This is a genomic window from Lysobacter antibioticus (assembly GCF_000731095.1).
Taxonomy (GTDB): Bacteria; Pseudomonadota; Gammaproteobacteria; order Xanthomonadales; family Xanthomonadaceae; genus Lysobacter; species Lysobacter antibioticus_B.
This window is the reverse complement of sequence record NZ_JMTZ01000041.1, coordinates 16,292-35,546: the sequence shown is the minus strand read 5'-3', so window position 1 is coordinate 35,546 and position 19,255 is coordinate 16,292. Positions and strand designations below refer to the sequence as shown.

Annotated in this window: 16 protein-coding genes and 1 pseudogene; 8 read left to right on the top strand and 9 right to left on the bottom strand. The window is 69.6% G+C overall.

The genetic code is table 11. The features are described 5' to 3' along the window. Window positions 1-347: 347 nt before the first annotated feature. From EX88_RS0113735 to EX88_RS0113720, 4 genes are all read right to left on the bottom strand, one after another. A complete protein-coding gene (locus EX88_RS0113735; RefSeq protein WP_036148912.1) occupies window positions 348-1,085 on the bottom strand; it encodes a LytR/AlgR family response regulator transcription factor in 738 nt (245 codons plus the stop codon). A gap of 17 nt (window positions 1,086-1,102) precedes the next feature. Continuing rightward, complete coding sequence (locus tag EX88_RS0113730) at window positions 1,103-2,158, bottom strand: sensor histidine kinase (RefSeq protein WP_031372560.1); 1,056 nt, start codon at window positions 2,156-2,158, stop codon at window positions 1,103-1,105. A gap of 13 nt (window positions 2,159-2,171) precedes the next feature. Further along, the gene (locus EX88_RS0113725) at window positions 2,172-2,867 is read right to left on the bottom strand and encodes an alpha/beta hydrolase (RefSeq protein ID WP_031372559.1); all 696 of its coding nucleotides are present in this window, start codon (window positions 2,865-2,867) and stop codon (window positions 2,172-2,174) included. Window positions 2,868-3,003: 136 nt separating this feature from the next. Then, window positions 3,004-4,011 carry a TonB family protein gene (locus EX88_RS0113720; protein ID WP_031372558.1) on the bottom strand — a complete coding sequence of 336 codons (1,008 nt, stop codon included), beginning with the start codon at window positions 4,009-4,011 and terminating at the stop codon, window positions 3,004-3,006. 306 nt (window positions 4,012-4,317) lie between these two features. Here EX88_RS0113720 and EX88_RS0113715 point away from each other — a divergent pair, with 306 nt between their 5' ends. The 5 genes and pseudogenes from EX88_RS0113715 to EX88_RS0113695 all read left to right on the top strand — a co-directional run. Next, on the top strand, window positions 4,318-4,692 hold the full coding sequence (locus EX88_RS0113715) for a hypothetical protein (protein ID WP_152566265.1): 375 nt from the start codon (window positions 4,318-4,320) through the stop codon (window positions 4,690-4,692). A 124-nt stretch (window positions 4,693-4,816) separates the two neighbouring features. Next, a complete protein-coding gene (locus tag EX88_RS0113710) occupies window positions 4,817-6,178 on the top strand; it encodes a TolC family protein (protein ID WP_081930966.1) in 1,362 nt (453 codons plus the stop codon). Beyond that, window positions 6,175-7,182, top strand: coding sequence for an efflux RND transporter periplasmic adaptor subunit (locus tag EX88_RS0113705; protein WP_051885102.1), 1,008 nt, complete (start codon window positions 6,175-6,177; stop codon window positions 7,180-7,182). The genes EX88_RS0113710 and EX88_RS0113705 overlap by 4 nt, the downstream gene beginning before the upstream one ends. 34 nt (window positions 7,183-7,216) lie before the next feature. Beyond that, entirely contained in the window at window positions 7,217-10,441 is a 3,225-nt protein-coding gene (locus tag EX88_RS0113700) for an efflux RND transporter permease subunit (RefSeq protein WP_051885104.1), read from the top strand. Between the two features lie 94 nt (window positions 10,442-10,535). After that, window positions 10,536-11,405 (top strand): annotated as a pseudogene (locus EX88_RS0113695) (cation diffusion facilitator family transporter); the annotation flags it as partial. Between the two features lie 152 nt (window positions 11,406-11,557). On the opposite strand, the gene EX88_RS0113690 reads toward EX88_RS0113695, so the two are convergent. The 3 genes from EX88_RS0113690 to EX88_RS0113680 all read right to left on the bottom strand — a co-directional run bounded on the left by EX88_RS0113690 (window position 11,558) and on the right by EX88_RS0113680 (window position 14,840). Next, complete coding sequence (locus EX88_RS0113690; protein WP_031372552.1) at window positions 11,558-12,127, bottom strand: hypothetical protein; 570 nt, start codon at window positions 12,125-12,127, stop codon at window positions 11,558-11,560. A gap of 10 nt (window positions 12,128-12,137) precedes the next feature. Continuing rightward, the gene (locus EX88_RS0113685) at window positions 12,138-14,321 is read right to left on the bottom strand and encodes a xanthine dehydrogenase family protein molybdopterin-binding subunit (protein ID WP_031372551.1); all 2,184 of its coding nucleotides are present in this window, start codon (window positions 14,319-14,321) and stop codon (window positions 12,138-12,140) included. 63 nt (window positions 14,322-14,384) lie between these two features. Further along, complete coding sequence (locus tag EX88_RS0113680; RefSeq protein WP_031372550.1) at window positions 14,385-14,840, bottom strand: (2Fe-2S)-binding protein; 456 nt, start codon at window positions 14,838-14,840, stop codon at window positions 14,385-14,387. A gap of 307 nt (window positions 14,841-15,147) precedes the next feature. On the opposite strand from EX88_RS0113680, the gene EX88_RS0113675 reads away from it, so the two are divergent. Continuing rightward, window positions 15,148-16,164, top strand: coding sequence for an XdhC family protein (locus tag EX88_RS0113675; RefSeq protein ID WP_051885101.1), 1,017 nt, complete (start codon window positions 15,148-15,150; stop codon window positions 16,162-16,164). Between the two features lie 3 nt (window positions 16,165-16,167). Then, complete coding sequence (locus EX88_RS0113670; protein ID WP_031372548.1) at window positions 16,168-16,773, top strand: nucleotidyltransferase family protein; 606 nt, start codon at window positions 16,168-16,170, stop codon at window positions 16,771-16,773. A 452-nt stretch (window positions 16,774-17,225) separates the two neighbouring features. Here EX88_RS0113670 and EX88_RS0113665 read toward each other — a convergent pair whose 3' ends face one another. Both EX88_RS0113665 and EX88_RS0113660 read right to left on the bottom strand, forming a co-directional pair. After that, a complete protein-coding gene (locus EX88_RS0113665) occupies window positions 17,226-17,441 on the bottom strand; it encodes a hypothetical protein (protein WP_031372547.1) in 216 nt (71 codons plus the stop codon). A gap of 274 nt (window positions 17,442-17,715) precedes the next feature. Then, a complete protein-coding gene (locus EX88_RS0113660) occupies window positions 17,716-18,627 on the bottom strand; it encodes a LysR family transcriptional regulator (RefSeq protein ID WP_036148904.1) in 912 nt (303 codons plus the stop codon). Between the two features lie 98 nt (window positions 18,628-18,725). Here EX88_RS0113660 and EX88_RS0113655 point away from each other — a divergent pair, with 98 nt between their 5' ends. Continuing rightward, entirely contained in the window at window positions 18,726-19,172 is a 447-nt protein-coding gene (locus tag EX88_RS0113655) for a carboxymuconolactone decarboxylase family protein (RefSeq protein ID WP_031372545.1), read from the top strand. The last annotated feature ends 83 nt before the right edge of the window (window positions 19,173-19,255 follow it).

Below are 19,255 nucleotides of genomic sequence, written 5' to 3'. Positions count from 1 at the left end.
TTCTTTTGGGCTTAGCAAAAGAAAGTAACCCGGCCGCGTGAGCGGACGGAAGCTTTAGATCCTGATGTTGCTTCACCGCCCTGCGGCCAGAAACGCAACAATCGGCAACTACGCGGTCGCGGCTTATGACCGGAGGAAATCCAGTGGGACGCCGCTCCTACAGGGGATTACGGCCGGATGCAGCGCGAGATTGAGGCAGCGCGGTCGCGGCTCGCGCCGCTCCTACCCTTGGTTCGGCGAGCTCCGGACGAGTCGATCCCCGAACCCCCTAATCCCCTAATCCCCTAATCCCCAATGACCAATCCCTAATCCCGAATCCCCAATCCCAAATCCCAAATCCCAAAGCCTCACAAATGCTTGAGGGTCTCGCGCAGCGCCGCCACGCAACGGCGGCTGACTTCCAGGGGTTGTTTGCCGTGACGCAGCACGGCTTGGACGTGGCCTTCGGAGTCGCGCTTGAGTTCGACGATCTCGTGGCGCGCGACCAGGCAATTGCGGTGGATGCGCACGAAGCGTTCGCCGAATTCGTCTTCCAGCGATTTCAGCGATTCCTCGATCAGGTCTTCGCCGCGCGCGTGATGGACGATCACGTACTTCTCTTCGGCGTGCAGGTAATGCACGTCCTCGATCGGGATCAGGCGCAGGCTGCCGCGCAGGCGCGCGCACAGGTGGCTGCGGCTTTGCCCGGGCGCGGTCTCGGTGCCGCCGACGTGGCGCTCGCGGCCGGCGGCGAAGGTGCGCACGCGTTCGAGCGCGGCGTCGAGGCGCTCGGCCCGCACCGGCTTGACCAGGTAGTCGATCGCCTCGGCCTCGAACGCCGACAAGGCGTGGGCGTCGTAGGCGGTGCAGAACACCACCGCCGGGCGCGGCTCGAACGCGGCCAGATGGCGCGCGGCTTCGAGGCCGTCGATGCCGGGCATGGCGATGTCGAGCAGGACCAGATCCGGCCGGTGCTCGGCGCAGGCGTGCAAGGCGTGCTGGCCGTCGGCCGCTTCGGCGACGACCTCGACGTCGTCGCGCTCGGCCAACAGGCTGCGCAAGCGCTCGCGCGCCAACGGTTCGTCATCCGCGATCACCACTCTCATGGCCGGCCTCGTCGCTTTCATCGGCTATGCGCCTCCACCCCGGTCGGCACGTGCAGTTCGCACAGATAGTAGCCTTCGTTCCAGCCCGCGGTCATCCGCACCGTCGGCCCATAGGCATAACGCAGGCGCTGGCCGATGCTGCTGTGGGCGTGGCGGGCCCCGCTGCGGCCGTCGGCCGGGGGCGGGGCCGGGTTGCGGATGCGCAGCAGGAGCTCGTCGGCGAGCTCGGTCAGCTCGATTTCGATCTCGCCGCCGCCCGGCAGCCGGGAGATACCGTGCAGCACGGCGTTCTCGACCAGGGGCTGCAGGACCAGACGCGGCAGCGGCATCCGCCACGGCAGCGGCTCGCGCTTGCGCCAGACCACCCGCAGGCGCTCGCCCAGGCGCAGTTGCTCGATCGCCAGATAGCGCTCGGCCAGCTCGACCTCCTCGGCCAGGCTGGAATCGGACTTGGACGCGCCCAGCGCGGCCCGGAACAGGTCCGACAGGTCCAGCACCGCGCGCTCGGCGACCACCGGGTCGCTGCGCACCAGGCCGGCGATGGTGTTCATGCTGTTGAAAAGGAAGTGCGGCTTGATCCGCGCCTGCAGCGCATCGACCTCGGCGCGGGCGTTGGCGCGGACCTGGGCCTTCCAGCTGTCGTTGACGTAGAGATAGCGCAGGACCACGCCGACGGCGAGGATCGCCACCGCCGCGGTACCGCCGACGAAGCGTTGGAACGAGATCCCCGGCGGCACCAGGCCGATGCCGGTGACGCTGTCGATGATGTGGGTGACCGCCGCGACCGCCGCGGCGATCGCCGCCGCCGTCGCGGTGGCGATGAAGCCGCCCACGCCGGGCGGCAAACGCGACAGTTGGCGCCGCGACACGCACAGCAGCACCGAGATCGCCAGCGCCAGCCACAGCGCGAAGGCGCTCGAAGACACGAAGCGGCCGAGGTCCCAGCGGGTACCGTCGGGCGCCAGCGCCAGCACGATCACGATCAGCTCGGCCATGCTCAGCATGACCACCAGCCGCGGCAAACGGCATAAGTCCGGCAGCCACGGTTCGTGTTCGCCGGCGGACTCGAGCATGGTCAGAGCCGGCTCATGCCGTGGCGGCGAACCGTTGCGACATCCAGTCGCCGAGCGCGTCGATCTCCTCGGCGCAGACCTGATGCGCCATCGGATAGGCATGCCAGTCGACCTGGAAGCCCAGGCCCCGCAGGCGCGCCGCGGCGCCTTCGCCGCCGGCGTAGGGCACCATCGGGTCGTGTCGGCCGTGGGCCATGAAGGCCGGCTGGCTCGGCGCGACCGCAGTCGCCTCGGCGACCAGGCGCTCGGGCATCGGCAGATAGCTCGACAGGGCGATCAGCCCGCCCAGCGCCTGCTTGCGCCGCAATGCGGTGGCCAGGGTGATCGCGCCGCCCTGGGAAAAGCCGGCCAGCAGGATGCGCGAGGCCGGCACGCCGCGTTCGATTTCTCGCTCGATCAGCGCATCGACCTGCTGCACCGACTCGTCGACGCCGGCTTCGTCGGCGCGCTGGGCCAGATCGCTGATGTCGCGGATGTCGTACCAGGCGCGCATGCGCGCGCCGTTGTTGATCGTGACCGCGCGCACCGGCGCATGCGGGAACACGAAGCGCAGCGCCGGCCAATCGCGGCGCAGCAGTTCGGGCACGATCGGGGCGAAGTCGTGGCCGTCGGCGCCGAGGCCGTGCAGCCACAGCACGCTCCAGGTCGGCGCCGGGCCGGTCTCGCGTTCGACGGTTTCGAGTAAGGCGGGGGGGGCGAAAGTCTCCATCGCCGCATTGTGGCGGCACAGCGCGCGGACCGCCAAGCTCCCGCCCCGACGGACGTGTCCGCCGTCGCAATCGGTCGTCGCCGTCGGCCGCCGCAGTCGGCCATGTAAAGGCCGGCCGCTCCCGCCGCCGCAGGCTTCAGCGCGAAGGCAGGCGGAAATTGAGGGTGCGGCGGGCCGTATGCGACTGGCCGCTGGCCTCGAAACGCAGGCGCGCCACCGCCGCCAGCGCGGCGGCGTCGAACACCCCGGCCGGTTCCGAGGACACCAGCCTGGGCGCGCCGACGCGGCCGTCGGGCAGGATCGTGAAGCTGATCTCGACGCTGCCCTCGATCTTGCGGTTCAAGGCCGGCAGCGGATAACGCGGGCTGGCATCGGCGAGCAGGCGCGGCATCGCCGGCGAGGCGGCGTTCGCCGAGGTCATGGCCGGCAACGCTGCCGGGGTCGCGGCCGACGCCGCCACCGGTTGCGCCGCCGACGCGCTGCCGGTTTTCGCCGCGGCGGCATCGGCGGCGAGCGCGCTGGCGGCCGCATCGGCCTTCATCGCCGCGTTCGCCGACGCCGTATTGGCGGTGCGCGCGGCCTCGCGACGCGCCGACAGCACGGTCGCCGCGTCGGTACGCTCGGCCATCAGGCGTTCGGTTTCCTCGCGGGTCTTGCGCTCGCGGCTGGCCTCGGCGACACGCAGGCTTTCGCGCATGCGCGGCAAGGCCGGCGCCTGCGGGTCCATGCGCGCCAGCAAGTCCAGCAAACGGTGCGATTCGGCCAGATCGTCGTCGAGCAAGGCCTGCTCGCCGGCGATCACCACATAGGGCTGCAACTCGTCGAGCGCACCGATCACGTCGATCTGGCCCGGCTCCTTGTCGCGCAGGGCCAGGTAATAGTCGACCGCGCTGTCGCCGGCCGGGGTGTGGATGCGCTGCTCGCGCAGGGCCTGGGTGGCGCGCGCGCGCAACCCTTCGATATCGAGTTCGTCCAGCGGCGCCGGCAACTCCAGCGCGGCATCGGCAACCGGCGCCGGGGACGCGGCGCTGTGGGGAGCTTCGGAACCGCAACCGCCCAGGGCGACGCCCAGGGCCAGACCGGCGATCGCGCGCGCACCGGCTTTCGACCAACGACCGGCGGGAAACTCACACACCGGTTTCACAACAACCTTCACTGCCAAACCCCCTGTACCGCCACTACCGAATACGTGCGCAGACTAGGCAAACGATATGACGGCGCCGAGGCACCGTCATTGCCGATCCTGTCCGGACTGCTGTCTGGGTGTCCCTGCCCGCGGTTCCGCAGGTCCGTTGCGCGGCGCGATTATCGCCGCAATCGGGAGCGAGGGTGGAACCGCGGCCGGGCCGCGGCGGCCGGCATTCAGTGGCGATGCGCTACGGCCGCACATGAACGGCGGCGCGGGGCCTGAAATTGTATAGCGGGGTCGGCGGCTCCTAAGATGCCCGCCATGCCCGGCCCCTCCGCCATCGCGACCGCGTTCCGCTACCTCGTCTTCGGCGTGCTGATCGCCGTGATGCTGGTCAAGCCGACGCTGACCTTCGCGACCGAAATCGGCGAACTCGCCGGGCCGGTCGCGGCGCTGGCGCACGAGCATGCCGGCGCATACGCCGGCGACAGCGCCGCCCCGGACAACGCCGACCCGGACGGCTGCGGCGACGCCCGCTGGCACCTGAGCCACTGCTGCGCCCTGCAAGCCGCACTGTTGCCGCGCTTCGAGGTCGGCCTGCTCGCAGCCAGCGCCGCCGCCCCGGTGCCGGCCGTCTCGATCGCGTTCGTGCCGACCCCGACCGCGGTCCCGTTCCGCCCACCGATCTCCGCCTGATCCCGATGCCGGCCTGAGCCGGCCGCACGCACGCGCCCTGCGGCGCCGCGTCGGCCTGCGCGGGTCTTCGTCGCCGTGCGCTGCGTTCGCGCCCGGCGTCTTTCGAGATTCAGGAGAACATCCCATGCGTTTGCGTCCGGCGGCCCTGGCCGTCCTGACGGCCGCTCTGTGCTTTTCGGCACAGGCGCGGCCTCCCCTTGCCGCCGCTTCAAGCCCGGCCACTGCCGGTCCTGCTACTTCCGGCACGTCAGCTCCCCCCCCAACCGGGGCCGCGCGCGCGGCCTCGGTGTTCACTCTCGACGACGCCTTCGCGCGCATCGGCGACGCCCACCCCGACCTGCGTCTGTTCGGCAGCCAGCGTTCGGTGCTCGAAGCCGAGCGCGACCTCGCCGCGCAGCGTCCGGCCTGGATCGCCGGCGCCGCGGTCGACAACGTCTTCGGCAGCGGCGCGGTCAGCGGCGTCAAGGGGGCCGAGATCACCCTCAGCCTGGCCTCGGTGTTCGAACGCGGCGGCAAGCTCGACGCGCGCCGCGCCTTCGCCCAGAGCCGCATCGATGCGCTCGCGGTCGATCGCGAAAGCCGCCGACTCGACCTGCTGGCCGAGACCGCGCGGCGTTATCTCGGCATCGTCGCCGCGCAACGCCGGATCGAACTGGCGCAGTTCGACATCGGCCAGCGCAAGCGCACCGTCGCCGCCGCGCGCCAGCGCCTGGTCGCGGGCGCGTCGCCTGAGTCCGGCCTGTTGACCGCACAGGCCGCGCTGGCGCGCGCCGAACTCGATCGCGCGCGCAGCGAGCAAAGCCTGCTCGCCGCGCGCCAACACCTGGCCGCGCTGTGGGGCGAACGCGACCCGGGTTTCGCCGAGGTCGCCGGCGATCCTTATGCCTTGCCGAAGATCGAAGAAGCCACCGCCTTGGCGGGCTTGCTCGACCGCAGCCCCGAGCTGACCCGGTTCGTCGACGCGCGCCGCATCGGCGAAGCACGCGTGCGCCTGGCGCAGAGCCAAGCCAGCGCCGACATCGATTGGCAGATCGGCGTGCGCCGCTTGCAGGACGGCGGCGACACCGCCTTGATCGGCAGCGTGTCGATGCCGCTCGGCGCACGCAGCCGCGCCGAACCCGGCATCCGCGGCGCCCAGGCCGAACTGGCCGTGCTCGAAACCGAGCGCGAAGCCAAGGGCTTGTCGCTGTATTCGACCCTGGTCGAAGCGCACGGCCGCTACCGGGTCGGCGCACTCGAAGTCGCGCGCCTCAAGGACGAGGTCCTGCCGCGCATGAGCCGGGCCGAAAACGCCGCCGAGTACGCCTACCGCGCCGGCGCCATCAGTTATCTCGAACTGGCCCTGTTGCAGGCCGACAGCGTGGCCGTGCGCAAACAGCGCCTGGACACCGCGCTCGACGCGCAGCTGGCGCTGATCGAAATCCAGCGCCTCACCGGCGAATCCTTCCTCGCCCCACCGTCCGCCCCCGCAGGAGCCGCCCCATGAAGCCCGAACTGTTGATCGCCGCGGGCCTGTTGGCTCTGACCCTGAGCGCCTGCGGCGGTTCCGCCGAGGCGCCCGCGGCCGATGCCGGCAAGGCCGACGCAGCGCATGCCGACGAAGCCAGCGACGAGCACCGCCACGGCGAGGGCGAAGCCAGCCATGGCGACAAAGGCGAGGCCGAAGAGGAAGCCGAAAGCACCGCGATCCCGGCCGCGATCGCCCAGCGTTCCGGCATCGTCGTCGCCGCCGCCGGCCCCGGCACCATCGCCGACGAACACGAAGTGCAGGGCCTGGTCACGCCGCTGGAAGGCCGCATCGCCAACATCACCGCGCGCTATCCCGGGCCGGTGCGTTCGCTGCGCGCCAACGTCGGCGACCGCGTCAAGGCCGGCCAGACTTTGGCCACGGTCGACAGCAACCTCAGCCTGACCACCTACGCCATCGCCTCGCCGATCACCGGCGTGGTGCTGGCGCGCAACGCCTCGGTCGGCGAAGTCGCGGTCGAAGGCACGACCCTGTTCGAGGTCGCCGACCTGTCGACCTTGTGGGTCGATCTGCACGTGTTCGGCGCCGACGCCTCGCATCTGCGTCCTGGCGTGCCGGTGACGGTGATGCGCATGGGCGAAGAACAGGGCGTGGAAACCACGCTCGACCGCATCCTCCCCGGCACCGCGACCGCCAGCCAGAGCACCGTCGCGCGCGCCTCGATCGCCAACGCCGACGGCCTGTGGCGGCCCGGTTCGGCGGTGCGCGCACGCGTCACCGTCGAACAGCAGCCGGTATCGCTGGCGGTACCGCTGACCGCGCTGCAACGCATGGACGAACGCGACGTGGTGTTCGTGCGCGAAGGCGAGCGTTACATCGCCAAACCCGTTCGTATCGGCCGCCGCGACGCGCGGCGCATGGAAGTGCTGTCCGGCCTGCGCGCCGGCGAACAGGTGGTGGTCGAGCAGAGCTTCCTGATCAAGGCCGACATCGAAAAATCGGGAGCCTCGCATGAGCACTGACACGACGACCGGGCCGGCGCCGGAGCGCTCGGGCCTGCTCGAACGCATCCTGCGTTTCGCCATCGGCCACCGCTGGCTGATGCTAGCGCTGACCGGCGCGCTGATCGCCATCGGCGTGTGGAGCTTCCGGCAACTGCCGATCGACGCCACCCCCGACATCACCAATGTGCAGGTGCAGATCAACACCCAGGCGCCGGGCTACTCGCCGCTGGAATCCGAACAGCGGGTGACCTTTCCGATCGAGACCGCGCTCGCCGGCCTGCCGAAACTCGACTACACCCGCTCGTTGTCGCGCTACGGTCTGTCGCAGGTGACCGTGGTGTTCAAGGACGGCACCGACCTGTACTTCGCCCGGCAACAGGTCGCCGAGCGCCTGCAGCAGGTGAAATCGCAGATCCCGGCCGGCCTGGAACCCGAACTCGGCCCGACCGCGACCGGCCTCGGCGAGATCTTCATGTACACCGTCGATGCCGAGCCGAAAGCGCGCAAGGCCGACGGCACGTCGTACAACGCCACCGACCTGCGCACCCTGCAGGACTGGGTCATCCGCCCGCAGTTGCGCAACACGCCCGGCGTCACCGAGGTCAACACCATCGGCGGCTACGCGCGGCAGATCCACATCACTCCGGACCCGGCGCGGCTGGTGGCCTTGAACCTGACCCAGCGCGACGTGGTCGCCGCGCTCGCCGCCAACAACCAGAACGTCGGCGCCGGCTACATCGAACGCAACGGCGAGCAGTTCCTGGTGCGCGTGCCGGGGCAGATCGTCGGCATCGAAGCGATCGGCGAGATCGTCCTCGACCGCCGCGACGGCGTGCCGATCCGGGTGCGCGATGTCGCCACGGTCGGCGAAGGACCCGAGCTGCGCAGCGGCGCGGCGACCCAGAACGGCCACGAGGTCGTGCTCGGCACGGTGTTCATGCTGGTCGGTTCCAACAGCCGCGACGTCTCGCAGGCGGCGGCGGCGAAGCTGCAACAGGCCAACGCCAGCCTGCCGAAGGGCGTCAGCGCCAACCCGGTCTACGACCGCACCTCGCTGGTCGACCGCACCATCGCCACGGTCTCGAAGAACCTGGTCGAAGGCGCGCTGCTGGTGGTGGTCGTGCTGTTCCTGCTGCTCGGCAACTTCCGCGCCGCCTTGATCACCGCCCTGGTGATTCCACTGGCGATGCTGTTCACCATCACCGGCATGGTCCGCGGCGGCGTGTCCGGCAATCTGATGAGCCTGGGCGCGCTCGACTTCGGCCTGATCGTCGACGGCGCGGTGATCATCATCGAGAACTGCCTGCGTCGTTTCGGCGAAGCCCAGCATGCGCTCGGCCGCGAGATGAGCGACGACGAACGCCACGACCTCACCGCCTCGGCCACCGCCGAGGTCATCCGTCCCAGCCTGTTCGGTCTGGGCATCATCGCCGCGGTCTACCTGCCGATTTTCGCGCTCAGCGGCATCGAAGGAAAAATGTTCCACCCCATGGCGATCACCGTGGTGCTGGCGCTGACCGGCGCGATGCTGCTGTCGCTGACCTTCGTGCCGGCCGCGGTCGCGACCTTCCTCGGCGGCAAGGTCGCCGAAAAGGAAAACCGCGCCATGGCCTGGCTGCGACGCCGCTACGAGCCGGTGCTGGCCTGGGCGCTGCGCAGCCGCATGACGGTGCTGGCCGGCACCGCGGTGCTCGTGATCCTCAGCGGCGCGGTGGCGATGCGCATGGGCAGCGAGTTCGTGCCGAGCCTCGACGAAGGCGATGTCGCGGTGCAAGCCATGCGCATTCCCGGCACCAGCCTGACCCAGTCGGTGACCATGCAGAAGACCATGGAACAGGCGTTTCTGGCGATGCCGGAAGTCGAACGGGTGTTCAGCAAGATCGGCACCGCCGAGGTCGCCAACGATCCGATGCCGCCTTCGGTCGCCGACACCTTCCTGATGCTCAAGCCGCGCGAGCGCTGGCCCGACCCGGGCAAGACCAAGGCCAGGCTGATGGAGGACATCGAAGCGGTGGCGCGCACCCTGCCCGGCAACAACTTCGAGTTCACCCAGCCGATCCAGATGCGCATGAACGAGTTGATCTCGGGCGTGCGCGCCGACGTCGCGATCAAGGTCTACGGCGACGATCTGCAGCAGTTGCTCAAGATCGCCCGGCAGATCGAAGCGGTGGCCAAACAGGTGCCCGGCGCGGCCGACGTCAAGGCCGAGCAGGTCACCGGCCTGCCGATGCTCAGCGTCGAACCGGACCGCCGCTCGCTGGCCGTGTACGGGCTCAACCCGGCCGCGGTGCAGGACACCGTGGCGACCGCGGTCGGCGGCGAAGTCGCCGGGCAGTTGTTCGAAGGCGACCGCCGCTTCGACCTGGTCGTGCGCCTGCCCGAACGCCTGCGCCAGGACACCGCGGCGCTGGCCGACCTACCGATACCGCTGCCTGCGCGCAGCGAAGGCGACCGCGACGAATCCAGCCGCGACGCTACCTGGAGTTCGGGTGCGCCGCGCACGGTGCCGTTGCGCGAAGTGGCCAAGCTCAATTCGATCCTCGGCCCGAACCAGATCAACCGCGAGAACGGCAAACGCCGCATCGTGGTGACCGCCAACGTGCGCGACCGCGACCTCGGCGGTTTCGTCGCCGAGCTGCGGCAGAAACTCGATGCCCAAGTGAAGGTGCCCGAGGGTTACTGGATCGGTTACGGCGGTACCTTCGAGCAACTGATCTCGGCCAGCCAGCGCCTGGCGGTAGTGGTGCCGGTGACCCTGGTGCTGATCTTCGCCCTGTTGTTCATGGCCTTCGGCTCGGCCAAGGACGCCGCCATCGTCTTCAGCGGCGTGCCGCTGGCGCTGACCGGCGGCGTGATCGCCCTGGCCTTGCGCGGCATTCCGCTGTCGATCTCGGCCGGGGTCGGCTTCATCGCCCTGTCCGGCGTGGCGGTGCTCAATGGGCTGGTGATGATCGCCTTCATCCGCAAGCTGCGCGAACAAGGCGACCCACTCGACAACGCCATCGTCGACGGCGCCCTGGGCCGCTTACGGCCGGTGCTGATGACCGCGCTGGTGGCTTCGTTGGGCTTCATCCCGATGGCCTTCAACGTCGGCGCCGGCTCGGAAGTGCAGCGGCCGCTGGCGACGGTGGTGATCGGCGGCATCGTCTCCTCGACCCTGCTGACCTTGCTGGTGCTGCCGGTGCTGTACCGCTGGTTGCACCGCAACGACGCCGGCGAGCGCAAGCTCGATCCACCGCCGGCGCCGGCCGCGGCCGAGCCCTCGCCCGCCCACTGAGGCGGCAACAGGGCGGGTCGCGTTCGCGCGGCCCGCCTCGATCCTGAGCATCGCCCGCGGGCGATCCGCTTACGACGCAAACAGGAGCATCGATATGAGCAGCGGACACGACCACGGCAGCACCGCGATCCGCCACGAGCGCCCCTTGTGGTGGGCGCTCGGCCTGACCGGCGGCTTCCTGATCGCCGAAGTCGTCGGCGCCTTCCTGACCAACAGCCTGGCGCTGTTGTCGGACGCCGCGCACATGGGCACCGACACCCTGGCGCTGATGATCGCGCTGACCGCGGTGCGGCTGAGCCGCAAACCGGCGGATGCGAAACGCAGCTACGGCTACGCGCGCATGGAAGCGATGGGCGCGATGGCGAACGGCCTGATGCTGTTCGCGGTCGCCGCCTACATTCTGTGGAAAGCGGCCGGCCGCTTCAGCGAACCGCCGCAGATCGCAACCACCGGCATGCTGACGATCGCCGCGCTCGGCCTGATCGTCAACCTGGTCGCGATGCGCCTGCTCAAGGCCGGCAGCGGCGAAAGCCTCAACATGAAAGGCGCCTACCTCGAGGTGTGGAGCGACATGCTCGGCTCGGTCGCGGTGATCGCCGGCGCCATCGTCATCCGCTTCACCGGCTGGACCGTGGTCGACCCGATCCTGGCCGTGCTGATCGGCCTGTGGGTATTGCCGCGTACCTGGACCCTGCTGCGCGAGGCCGGCAACGTGCTCATGGAAGGCGTGCCGGGCGGCATCGACCTCGCCGCGGTGCGCGCGACCCTGACGGCAACGCCCGGCGTCGGCGACGTGCACGACCTGCACGTGTGGTCGCTGGGGTCGAGCACTCCGGCGATGACCGCGCACCTGGTCGTCGACGCAGGCGTCGATGCCGATGCCTTGCGCGGCGAATTGGCGCGGCAACTCGACGAACGCTACGGCATCGAGCACTGCACCTTGCAGATCGAGAGCGTGGCTTGTGATCCACCCAGTCACTGAAGACCGCTTCAAGGGTAGGAACGGCGCGATCCGCGACCTCCCGGTTGCGACGCAAGCGCGGTTTCGCCGTCGCGGCTCGCGCCGCTCCTACTCCTCAAGATCAACCGCATCGACACGATGATTCGCGCGCCCGGCTAAGACGCCGGGCACGGCCCGCCCGCGTCGGCCCAAGTCTTGAACTTGGCGACGAACTCGGGGTGCGGCACCGACACCGGCTTACGTTCGCCGCCCGGCGCCCAGCCCCACAGCACCAGCTTGTCTTCGCTGACGTGCTTGATCAGCGCGGCGAAATCGCGGCCGCCGTTGCTCTTCTTGTCCTTGATCATCTCGCACAGCTTCGGCGCCGGCAGCCCGATCCAGGCCATCTTGTGATCCGGCGGCGGCAGTTGCCAATGCGGCGCGCCCGGCGGTGCATTGGGGCCATAGCTCGCCGGCAGGTTGGCTTCGCCGTGGCAGGTCGAGCACGGCAGGCCGGCCGCGCCCTTGCCTTCGGGGCCGCGCACCACGCCCATCGCATGCGGCAGGCCGGCATCGAATTGCAGCGGCTGGTCGCCGGGGATATGGCAGTTCTGGCAACGCGGATGCTGGAACACCTGCTGCACGGTCGCGAACGCGGCGATGCCCTGCTCGCGTTGCTCCGGGGTGACCTTCGGGCCGCAAGCGGTAGCGGCGAGGGCCGCCATGGCGATGATCAATGCGCGCATCGTCGTCTCCTCAGGCCGGCAACTGCAGCGGCAGTTCGCGCAGCCGCTGTTGATTGAGTGCGAACACCGCGTTGGCCACGGCCGCCGCGACCGGCGCGGTGCCGGGCTCGCCGGCGCCGCCCATCTTGTCGGTGCTCGGCACGATGTGCACTTCGATCTGCGGCGCCTCGTCCAACCGCAGCACGCGGTAGTCGTGATAGTTCGACTCCTGCACCCGTCCGTCCTTGAAAGTCAGTTGGCTGTACAGCGCCGCGCCGAGGCCGAAGTTGATGCCCGATTCCATCTGCGCGCGCACGCCGTCGGGATTCACCGCCAGACCGCAGTCGATCGCGCAGACGAAACGGTGCACGCGAATGCCCTGGCCTCCGCCCGGTTTGGGCTCGACCGAAACCTCGGCGACCTGGGCGATATAGCTGCCGAAGGATTCGTGCACCGCCACGCCGCGCGCGCGACCTGCCGGCAGGGCCGTACCCCAGCCGGCCTTGTCGGCGACCAGGTTCAGCGCCGCCAGATGCCGCGGATGTTGCTTGAGCAGCGCGCGGCGGTACTCGACGGGATCCTTGCCGGCGGCATGGGCCAGTTCGTCGATCAGGCTTTCCATGACGAAGGCGTTGTAGCTGTGCCCGACCGAGCGCCACCACAGCACCGGGATGCCGGTGCTCGGCGAATGCAGGTCGACGCGGTAGTCGGCGATCTCCTTGAGATACGGCGAATCGGCGACGCCCTCGACCGAGGTCGCGTCGATGCCGTTCTTGATCATCGCCCCGGCGAACGGCGTGCCGGCGATGATCGACTGCCCGACCAGCACGTGCTGCCACGCCACCGGGATGCCCTGCGCATCGATGCCGATGCGCGCGTGCTGCAGATACATCGGCCGGTAATAGCCGCCGCGCACGTCGTCCTCGCGCGACCACACGGTCTTGACCGGTTTGCCGGCGGCCTTGGCCACGTGCACCGCTTCGGTGACGAAGTCCGCGGTCGGGGTGGCGCGGCGGCCGAAGCCGCCACCGAGGAACATGGTGTGGATCTGCACCTGATCGGGCTTGAGGCCGGTGATCTTGGCCGCGACCTGCTGGTCGACGGTCTGGAACTGGGTGCCGGTCCAGATCTCGCAACGGTCGGCTTCGATCTTGACCGTGCAGTTCAGCGGCTCCATCGGCGCATGCGCCAGATAGGGCACGTTGTACTCGGCCTCGATGGTCTTGGCGGCCTTGGCCAGGCCGCCCTTGACGTCGCCGGCCTGCGCCGCGACCGCGCCTTCGGTGGCGGCGAGCTTGCGGAAGTCTTCGCGCAGCTTCGTTGTGTCCAGGCCCGCGTTCGGGCCGAGGTCCCAATCGATGACGAGCGCATCGCGGCCCTGTTTGGCCGCCCAGTAGTGATCGGCGATCACCGCCACGCCGCTGGGCACCTGCAGCACGTCGCGTACGCCGGGCACGGCCTTGGCCGGCGCCGCATCGAAGGACTTGACCGTGCCGCCGAACACCGGCGCACGCGCAACCACCGCGGTCAACAGGCCGTCGAACTGCACGTCCATGCCGAACTTCGCCTTGCCGGTGATTTTCTCCGGCGAGTCCAGGCGTTTGGTCGGCTTGCCGATGATCTTCCAGTCCTTGGCCTCCTTGAGCGTCTGCGGCGCGGTCGGCGCCGGCAGCTTGGCCGCGTCGGCGGCGAGCTCGCCGTAACGCGCACGCTTGTCGCCGGCGATGGCCACGCCGTTCTCGGTACGGACCTGATCGGCCGGCACCCCGAAGCGTTGCGCCGCGGCCGCCACCAGCAAGGCGCGCGCGGTCGCGCCGGCCTGGCGATAGCGATCGAATTCCGACCAGGTGCTGGTCGAGCCGCCGGTCATCTGCATGCCGAAGGCGGTGTGCGCATACGCCGGCGCGGCGGGCGCGTGTTCGACCTTGATCTTCGACCAGTCGGCGTCGAGTTCTTCGGCGATCAACATCGCCAGGCCGGTCCACACGCCCTGCCCCATCTCCGAATGCGAGATCAACACCGTCACGGTGTCGTCGTCGCCCACGCGCAGGAAGGCGTTGGGTACGAAGCCGCTCGACACCGCCGCAGCCGCGGCCGGATCGGCGTGGGCGAAGCGCTTGGCGCCGGGCACCACGAAGCCGACCACCAGGCCGCCGCCGATCAGCGCGCTGGTCTTGAGGAACTGGCGCCGCGACGGCGCCGGTACGGTATTCACATCGACCTCCTAAAGCGCCCAAGGTGCCGGCGCTGCGAGCATGACGTCGGGGGGATGACGCGATCAGGCCTTGCCGATTTCGGCCGCGCGCTTCACCGCCGCGCGGATGCGCGGATAGGTGCCGCAACGGCAGATGTTTCCCGACAGGGCCTGGTCGATGTCGGTGTCGGTCGGCTGGGGGATCTGGGTCAACAAGGCAGCCGCCGACATGATCTGGCCGGACTGGCAGTAACCGCACTGGACCACGTCGATCTCGGCCCAGGCGCGTTGCACCGAATGGCTGCCGTCCTGCGACAGGCCTTCGATGGTGGTGATCTGTTTGCCTTCGACGCTGGCGACCGGGGTCACGCAGGCGCGTCGCGGCGCACCGTCGACATGGACCGTGCAGGCACCGCACTGGGCGATGCCGCAACCGAACTTGGTGCCGGTCAGGTGCATCAGGTCGCGCAGCACCCACAGCAGGGGCATGTCCGGTGGCGCGGCAACCTCGTGTTCGGTGCCGTTGACAAGAAGCTTCATGGTTCCCTCGCGGCGGCTGGGGTCGTCCGAGCCTACTCCTCAAAATTGGCCGCCGCCAGATCGCCTTCGATACCAAGATGAAGCGCCGAAACAGGGGGCTTGCCGGATTCTCCGAGCCTTGCTGCGCATGTTGCGACGCAAGTCCGCGCCGCGCTGGCGAGCGATGCGACACGTCCGTGCATTTTCGTGCGCTGGCCTCGATCGCGGCTTGCCCAAAACTGCCGCCTCCGGCCGGCGTGATGCAGCGCAACGCCGCCGATGCCGCGAACGCTCTAGACTCGAAGCTTCTCCGCCCCTGGGCGTACTCATGGCCGACTCGCCGGACCCCTCGTTTCCGAAGCGCAGCGCGCCCGGCGGTCCGCGCGCGGTGCTCGAGGCCAGCGCCGCCGCGGCCGCGCGCGGCGATCCGGCCGCCTTGGCGATCGTGCTCGAAACCGAAGGCTCGACTTATGTCCGCCCCGGCGCGATGGCCTTGTTCGGTGCGCGCGACGGCCAGGTCGGCTGGCTCAGCGGCGGCTGCATCGAGCCGGACATCGAACTGCGCGCGCGCGACGCCGCGCAGTCGCAGGGCATCGAGTGGATGGACATCGACACCCGCAGCGACGAAGACCTGTTCGCCGGTTCCGCGGTCGGTTGCCGCGGCCGCCTGCGCCTGGCGCTGCTGCCGCTGTCGGCTTTGCGCGAATGGCCGGCCTTGATCGACGAGTGGCGGCGCGGCCATGGCGACCTGCACCTGGACCTACGCAATCACGGCGCCCTTGCCGCCTCGGTCGGCGACGAACGCATGCGCTGGACCCTCGCGGTCAACACCCCGCCGTGGTCGTCGGCCGCAGCCGCGCAATGGAAGCTCGAAATCCCGGCGCCGCCGTCGGTGCTGGTGTTCGGCGCCGGTCCGGAAACCCCGACCCTGCTGCCGCTGCTGCGCACCCTGGGCTGGATGACCACCCTGGTCGAACGGCGCTCGCGATGGAGCGCGGCCGGCGCGCTCGCCGACCACGCCATCGAACGCAGTCCGGCGCAGGCCTTGGCGACCGCGCGCCCGCACGATGCGGCGCTGGTGATGCACCACCATTTCGATCTCGACCGCGAGGCGCTCGAACAACTGGCCGAAAGCGCCAACGGCCAGCAGATCGGTTTCGTCGGCCTGCTCGGCCCGGTGCGGCGGCGCGAAGACCTGTTCCGCGTGCTGCCGGCCTCGGCGCAAACCTCGCTGGCGCCGCGCCTGCATTCGCCGATCGGGCTCAAGCTCGGCGGCGAGGGTCCGGAAGCGATCGCGCTGAGCATCGCCGCGCAGTTGCAGACCCACCGCCACGGCGAACCCTGAGCGATGAGGCATGTCGCCGTGGTGTTGGCCGCCGGCGCGAGCCGCCGCCTCGGACAGCCCAAGCAGGGGCTGCGTCGCGACGGCGAGACCTTGCTGCACCGTGCCGCACGTTTGGCGATCTCGACCGGAGCACAACGCGTCCTGGTCGTGCTCGGCGCGCGCAGCGGCGCGATGGCCGCGTCCGTCGCCGATCTGGCGGTCGAGTGCATCGACAACGACGCCTGGCAGGAAGGCCTCGCTAGCAGCCTGCGCGCCGCCGCGCGCGCGCTGGGCGATGTCGGTATCGAAGCGCCGGTGCTGGTGCTCGGCTGCGATCAACCGGCGTTGGAGGCCGGGCATCTGCAGGCCTTGCTCGAGGGCGCCGCGCAAGCCGCCTCCGGCTGCGCTGCGACCGCACATGGCGATGCCCTCGGCATCCCGGCGGTGATCGCCGCCGCGGTCTGGCGCGAGGCCGAACAACTGCGCGGCGACCGCGGCTTCGGCGCGGCGCTCAAGCGCCTGCCAATCGAGACCGTCTGGCGGCTGCACGCCCCGGAGCTGGAACACGACCTCGACACCCCCGCGGATCTGATCGCCGCAACGGCGCGGGGTTGGATCGATGCGTCGTAGGGAAAGCAGAAGCCGAACCCGGCCGTTGCGCCCAAACGGCACGCGGATCTCGCCAGAGCCGCTGTAGGCGCTGCGTGAGCTGCGATCGCGAAGCCGCAACTACGGCGCGGCGGATAGGACGCGGTCGCGGCTTGCGCCGCTCCTACCCAAGAGCGCGGACGAATCTCACCGGAGCCCCTATAGGAGCTGCGTCCCACAGGGAACCCGTGGGTCATAAGCTGCGACCGCGAAGCCACAGCTACGACGCGGCGGACAGGACGCGGTCGCGGCTCGCGCCGCTCCTACCCAAGAGCGCGACAAATTCGGCCATGGGCCTTGCGCGAGCCGCATCGAGGAGGCCTGAGCCGAGCCGGCGGACGCACTCGCTCGGCGCCCGCGCTGCGGACGCAAGGAGGCCCGCGCCGCCCGGCCAGACTCCCTGTCAGCCGGGCGGCGCAAACCGCACGTCGGCCCTAGGGAACCAACGTGCCAAACACGGGCTGCGAATCGGCATCGTAGATACGCAGCCACAACCCCTTCGGGGCGTGCGCGGCGTATCTCCTGGCCTGCGGCAGTACTGCGCGCAACGCCGCTTCGGCGCTGCGGTATTCCTGCGCGATCTCTGCAATCGCTACCGCCAGCGCACTGTCGTCGCTGCCATCACGCTGCTTCAGTTCGACGCGAAACATGGTTCATCCTTGTAAAAGTTCAGCCGGCGCGGTGGGGGGAAGTTCGCCTCAGGGCGAATCTGTATCCGGATGCCGTCGGAGCAATCAAAAGATGCGTCTTGCGTGAACAGTAAACCGTCGTCGGAACACCCCTAAGCGTGTAGGATTTTTCCTAATGTGATGTGCGTTCAGTCACAGGTTTCAAAAGTAACTGTGGACTTTTTGTGCCGGACGATCCGGGCGGACCGGCTTCACGGATGCGGGTGCCAGCGTCCGCCTCCGCCCGTCCACGGGCCTATGCGGTGGCCGGTCGGCCATCCAGCATCGGCTGCAAACGGGCCAATCCTTCGCGCATGGCCTCGCTGAAGACCCGAATACGCTCGGTGCGGCGCAGGTCCGGGTGGCTCAACAACCACAGATCCGCGGTCAGGCCCTCCAGCGGCTCGCCCACCCTCGCCAGGCGACGGTCGGCGTCGCCGAGGAAACAAGGCAAGACCGCCAGGCCGATGCCGTGCGCGGCCGCGTCGCGCAAGGCCAACAGGCTGTTGGCGCGCAATACCGCGCGTTCGTCGTAGCGCTGTCGGTGCAGCCATTGCGCCATGCCGATATGCGCCAGGCTGTCGTCGGGCACGACCCAGTCGCAGTCGGCCAGGGCCTCGGGGCCTGCGCCGCGCGGCAGCCGCAGCGTACGCGGCCGGTACACCGCCGCGGCCAAACGCGCGACTTTGCGCCCGATCAGGCCTTCCGGCGGTTTGCCGCCCGGGCGCAGGGCGACATCGGCCTCGCGCCGGCTGAGGTCGCGCACAGCATTGTCGGCGACCAGCTCCAACACGATGCCCGGGTGCTCGCGGCGGAATTTCGCCAGCAGCGGCGGCAACAGGCCGTACAGCACCGGCTCGACCGTGGTCACGCGGATGCGGCCGCTGAGGCGCGCGTCCAAGCCGGCCAGGCGCCGCTCGGTCGCGGCGATGCGCGTTTCGATCTCGGCCGCCACGGCGATCACTTCCTCGCCGGTCGGCGTCGGCGTGTAGCCGTCGCGGGCGCGTTCGAACAAACGCGCGCCGAGCGCGCGCTCGATCGCGTTGATGCGCCGGAACACGGTCGGATGACTGACCGCCAGGCGCTTGGCCGCTCCGTTCAGCGAACCGGCGCGGCCGACCGCGAGGACGAAACGGTAGTCGTCCCAGCCCAGGGATTGTTCATTCATGCAATCTCGATTTGCATCCGTGGCGGAATGCCTTTCAGGAACGAACATCCTAACGTGGCGCCATCGCGTCGCACGACGCTCATCCGATGGAGACCGCCATGTCCGCCCGCCTGGATTACAACGCCGTCGACCCGCAGGGCACCCGCGCCCTGGCCGGCCTGCAAAGCTATGTCGACAAGAGCGGCCTGGAGCGCTCGTTGATCGACTTGGTCAATGTGCGCATCTCGCAAATCAACGGCTGCGCTTATTGCCTGCGCGTGCACACCGAAGAGGCGGTCGGGCGCGGCGAAAGCCATCGCCGTCTGCACCTGCTGCGGGTCTGGGCCGAGGGCCCGTTCACGGCGCGCGAACGCGCCGCGTTGGCCTGGGCCGAAGCCATCACCGCGGTCAACCAGGCGCCTGTGTCGGATGCGGTGTATGCCGAGGTCCGCGCGCAGTTCGGCGACCACGACCTGGTCGCCCTGACCTATGCCGCGATCTCGATGAACGCCTGGAACCGGCTGGCGATCGCGTTTCGCAAACCGGACCCGGCGTTGGCGGATTGAGCGGAGCGCGCCGTTCAGGGCGGTAACGACGGGCCGTACGGCAGAGGCCTCGACGCGGCGATATGCAGGGTGCCGCCGCGGTC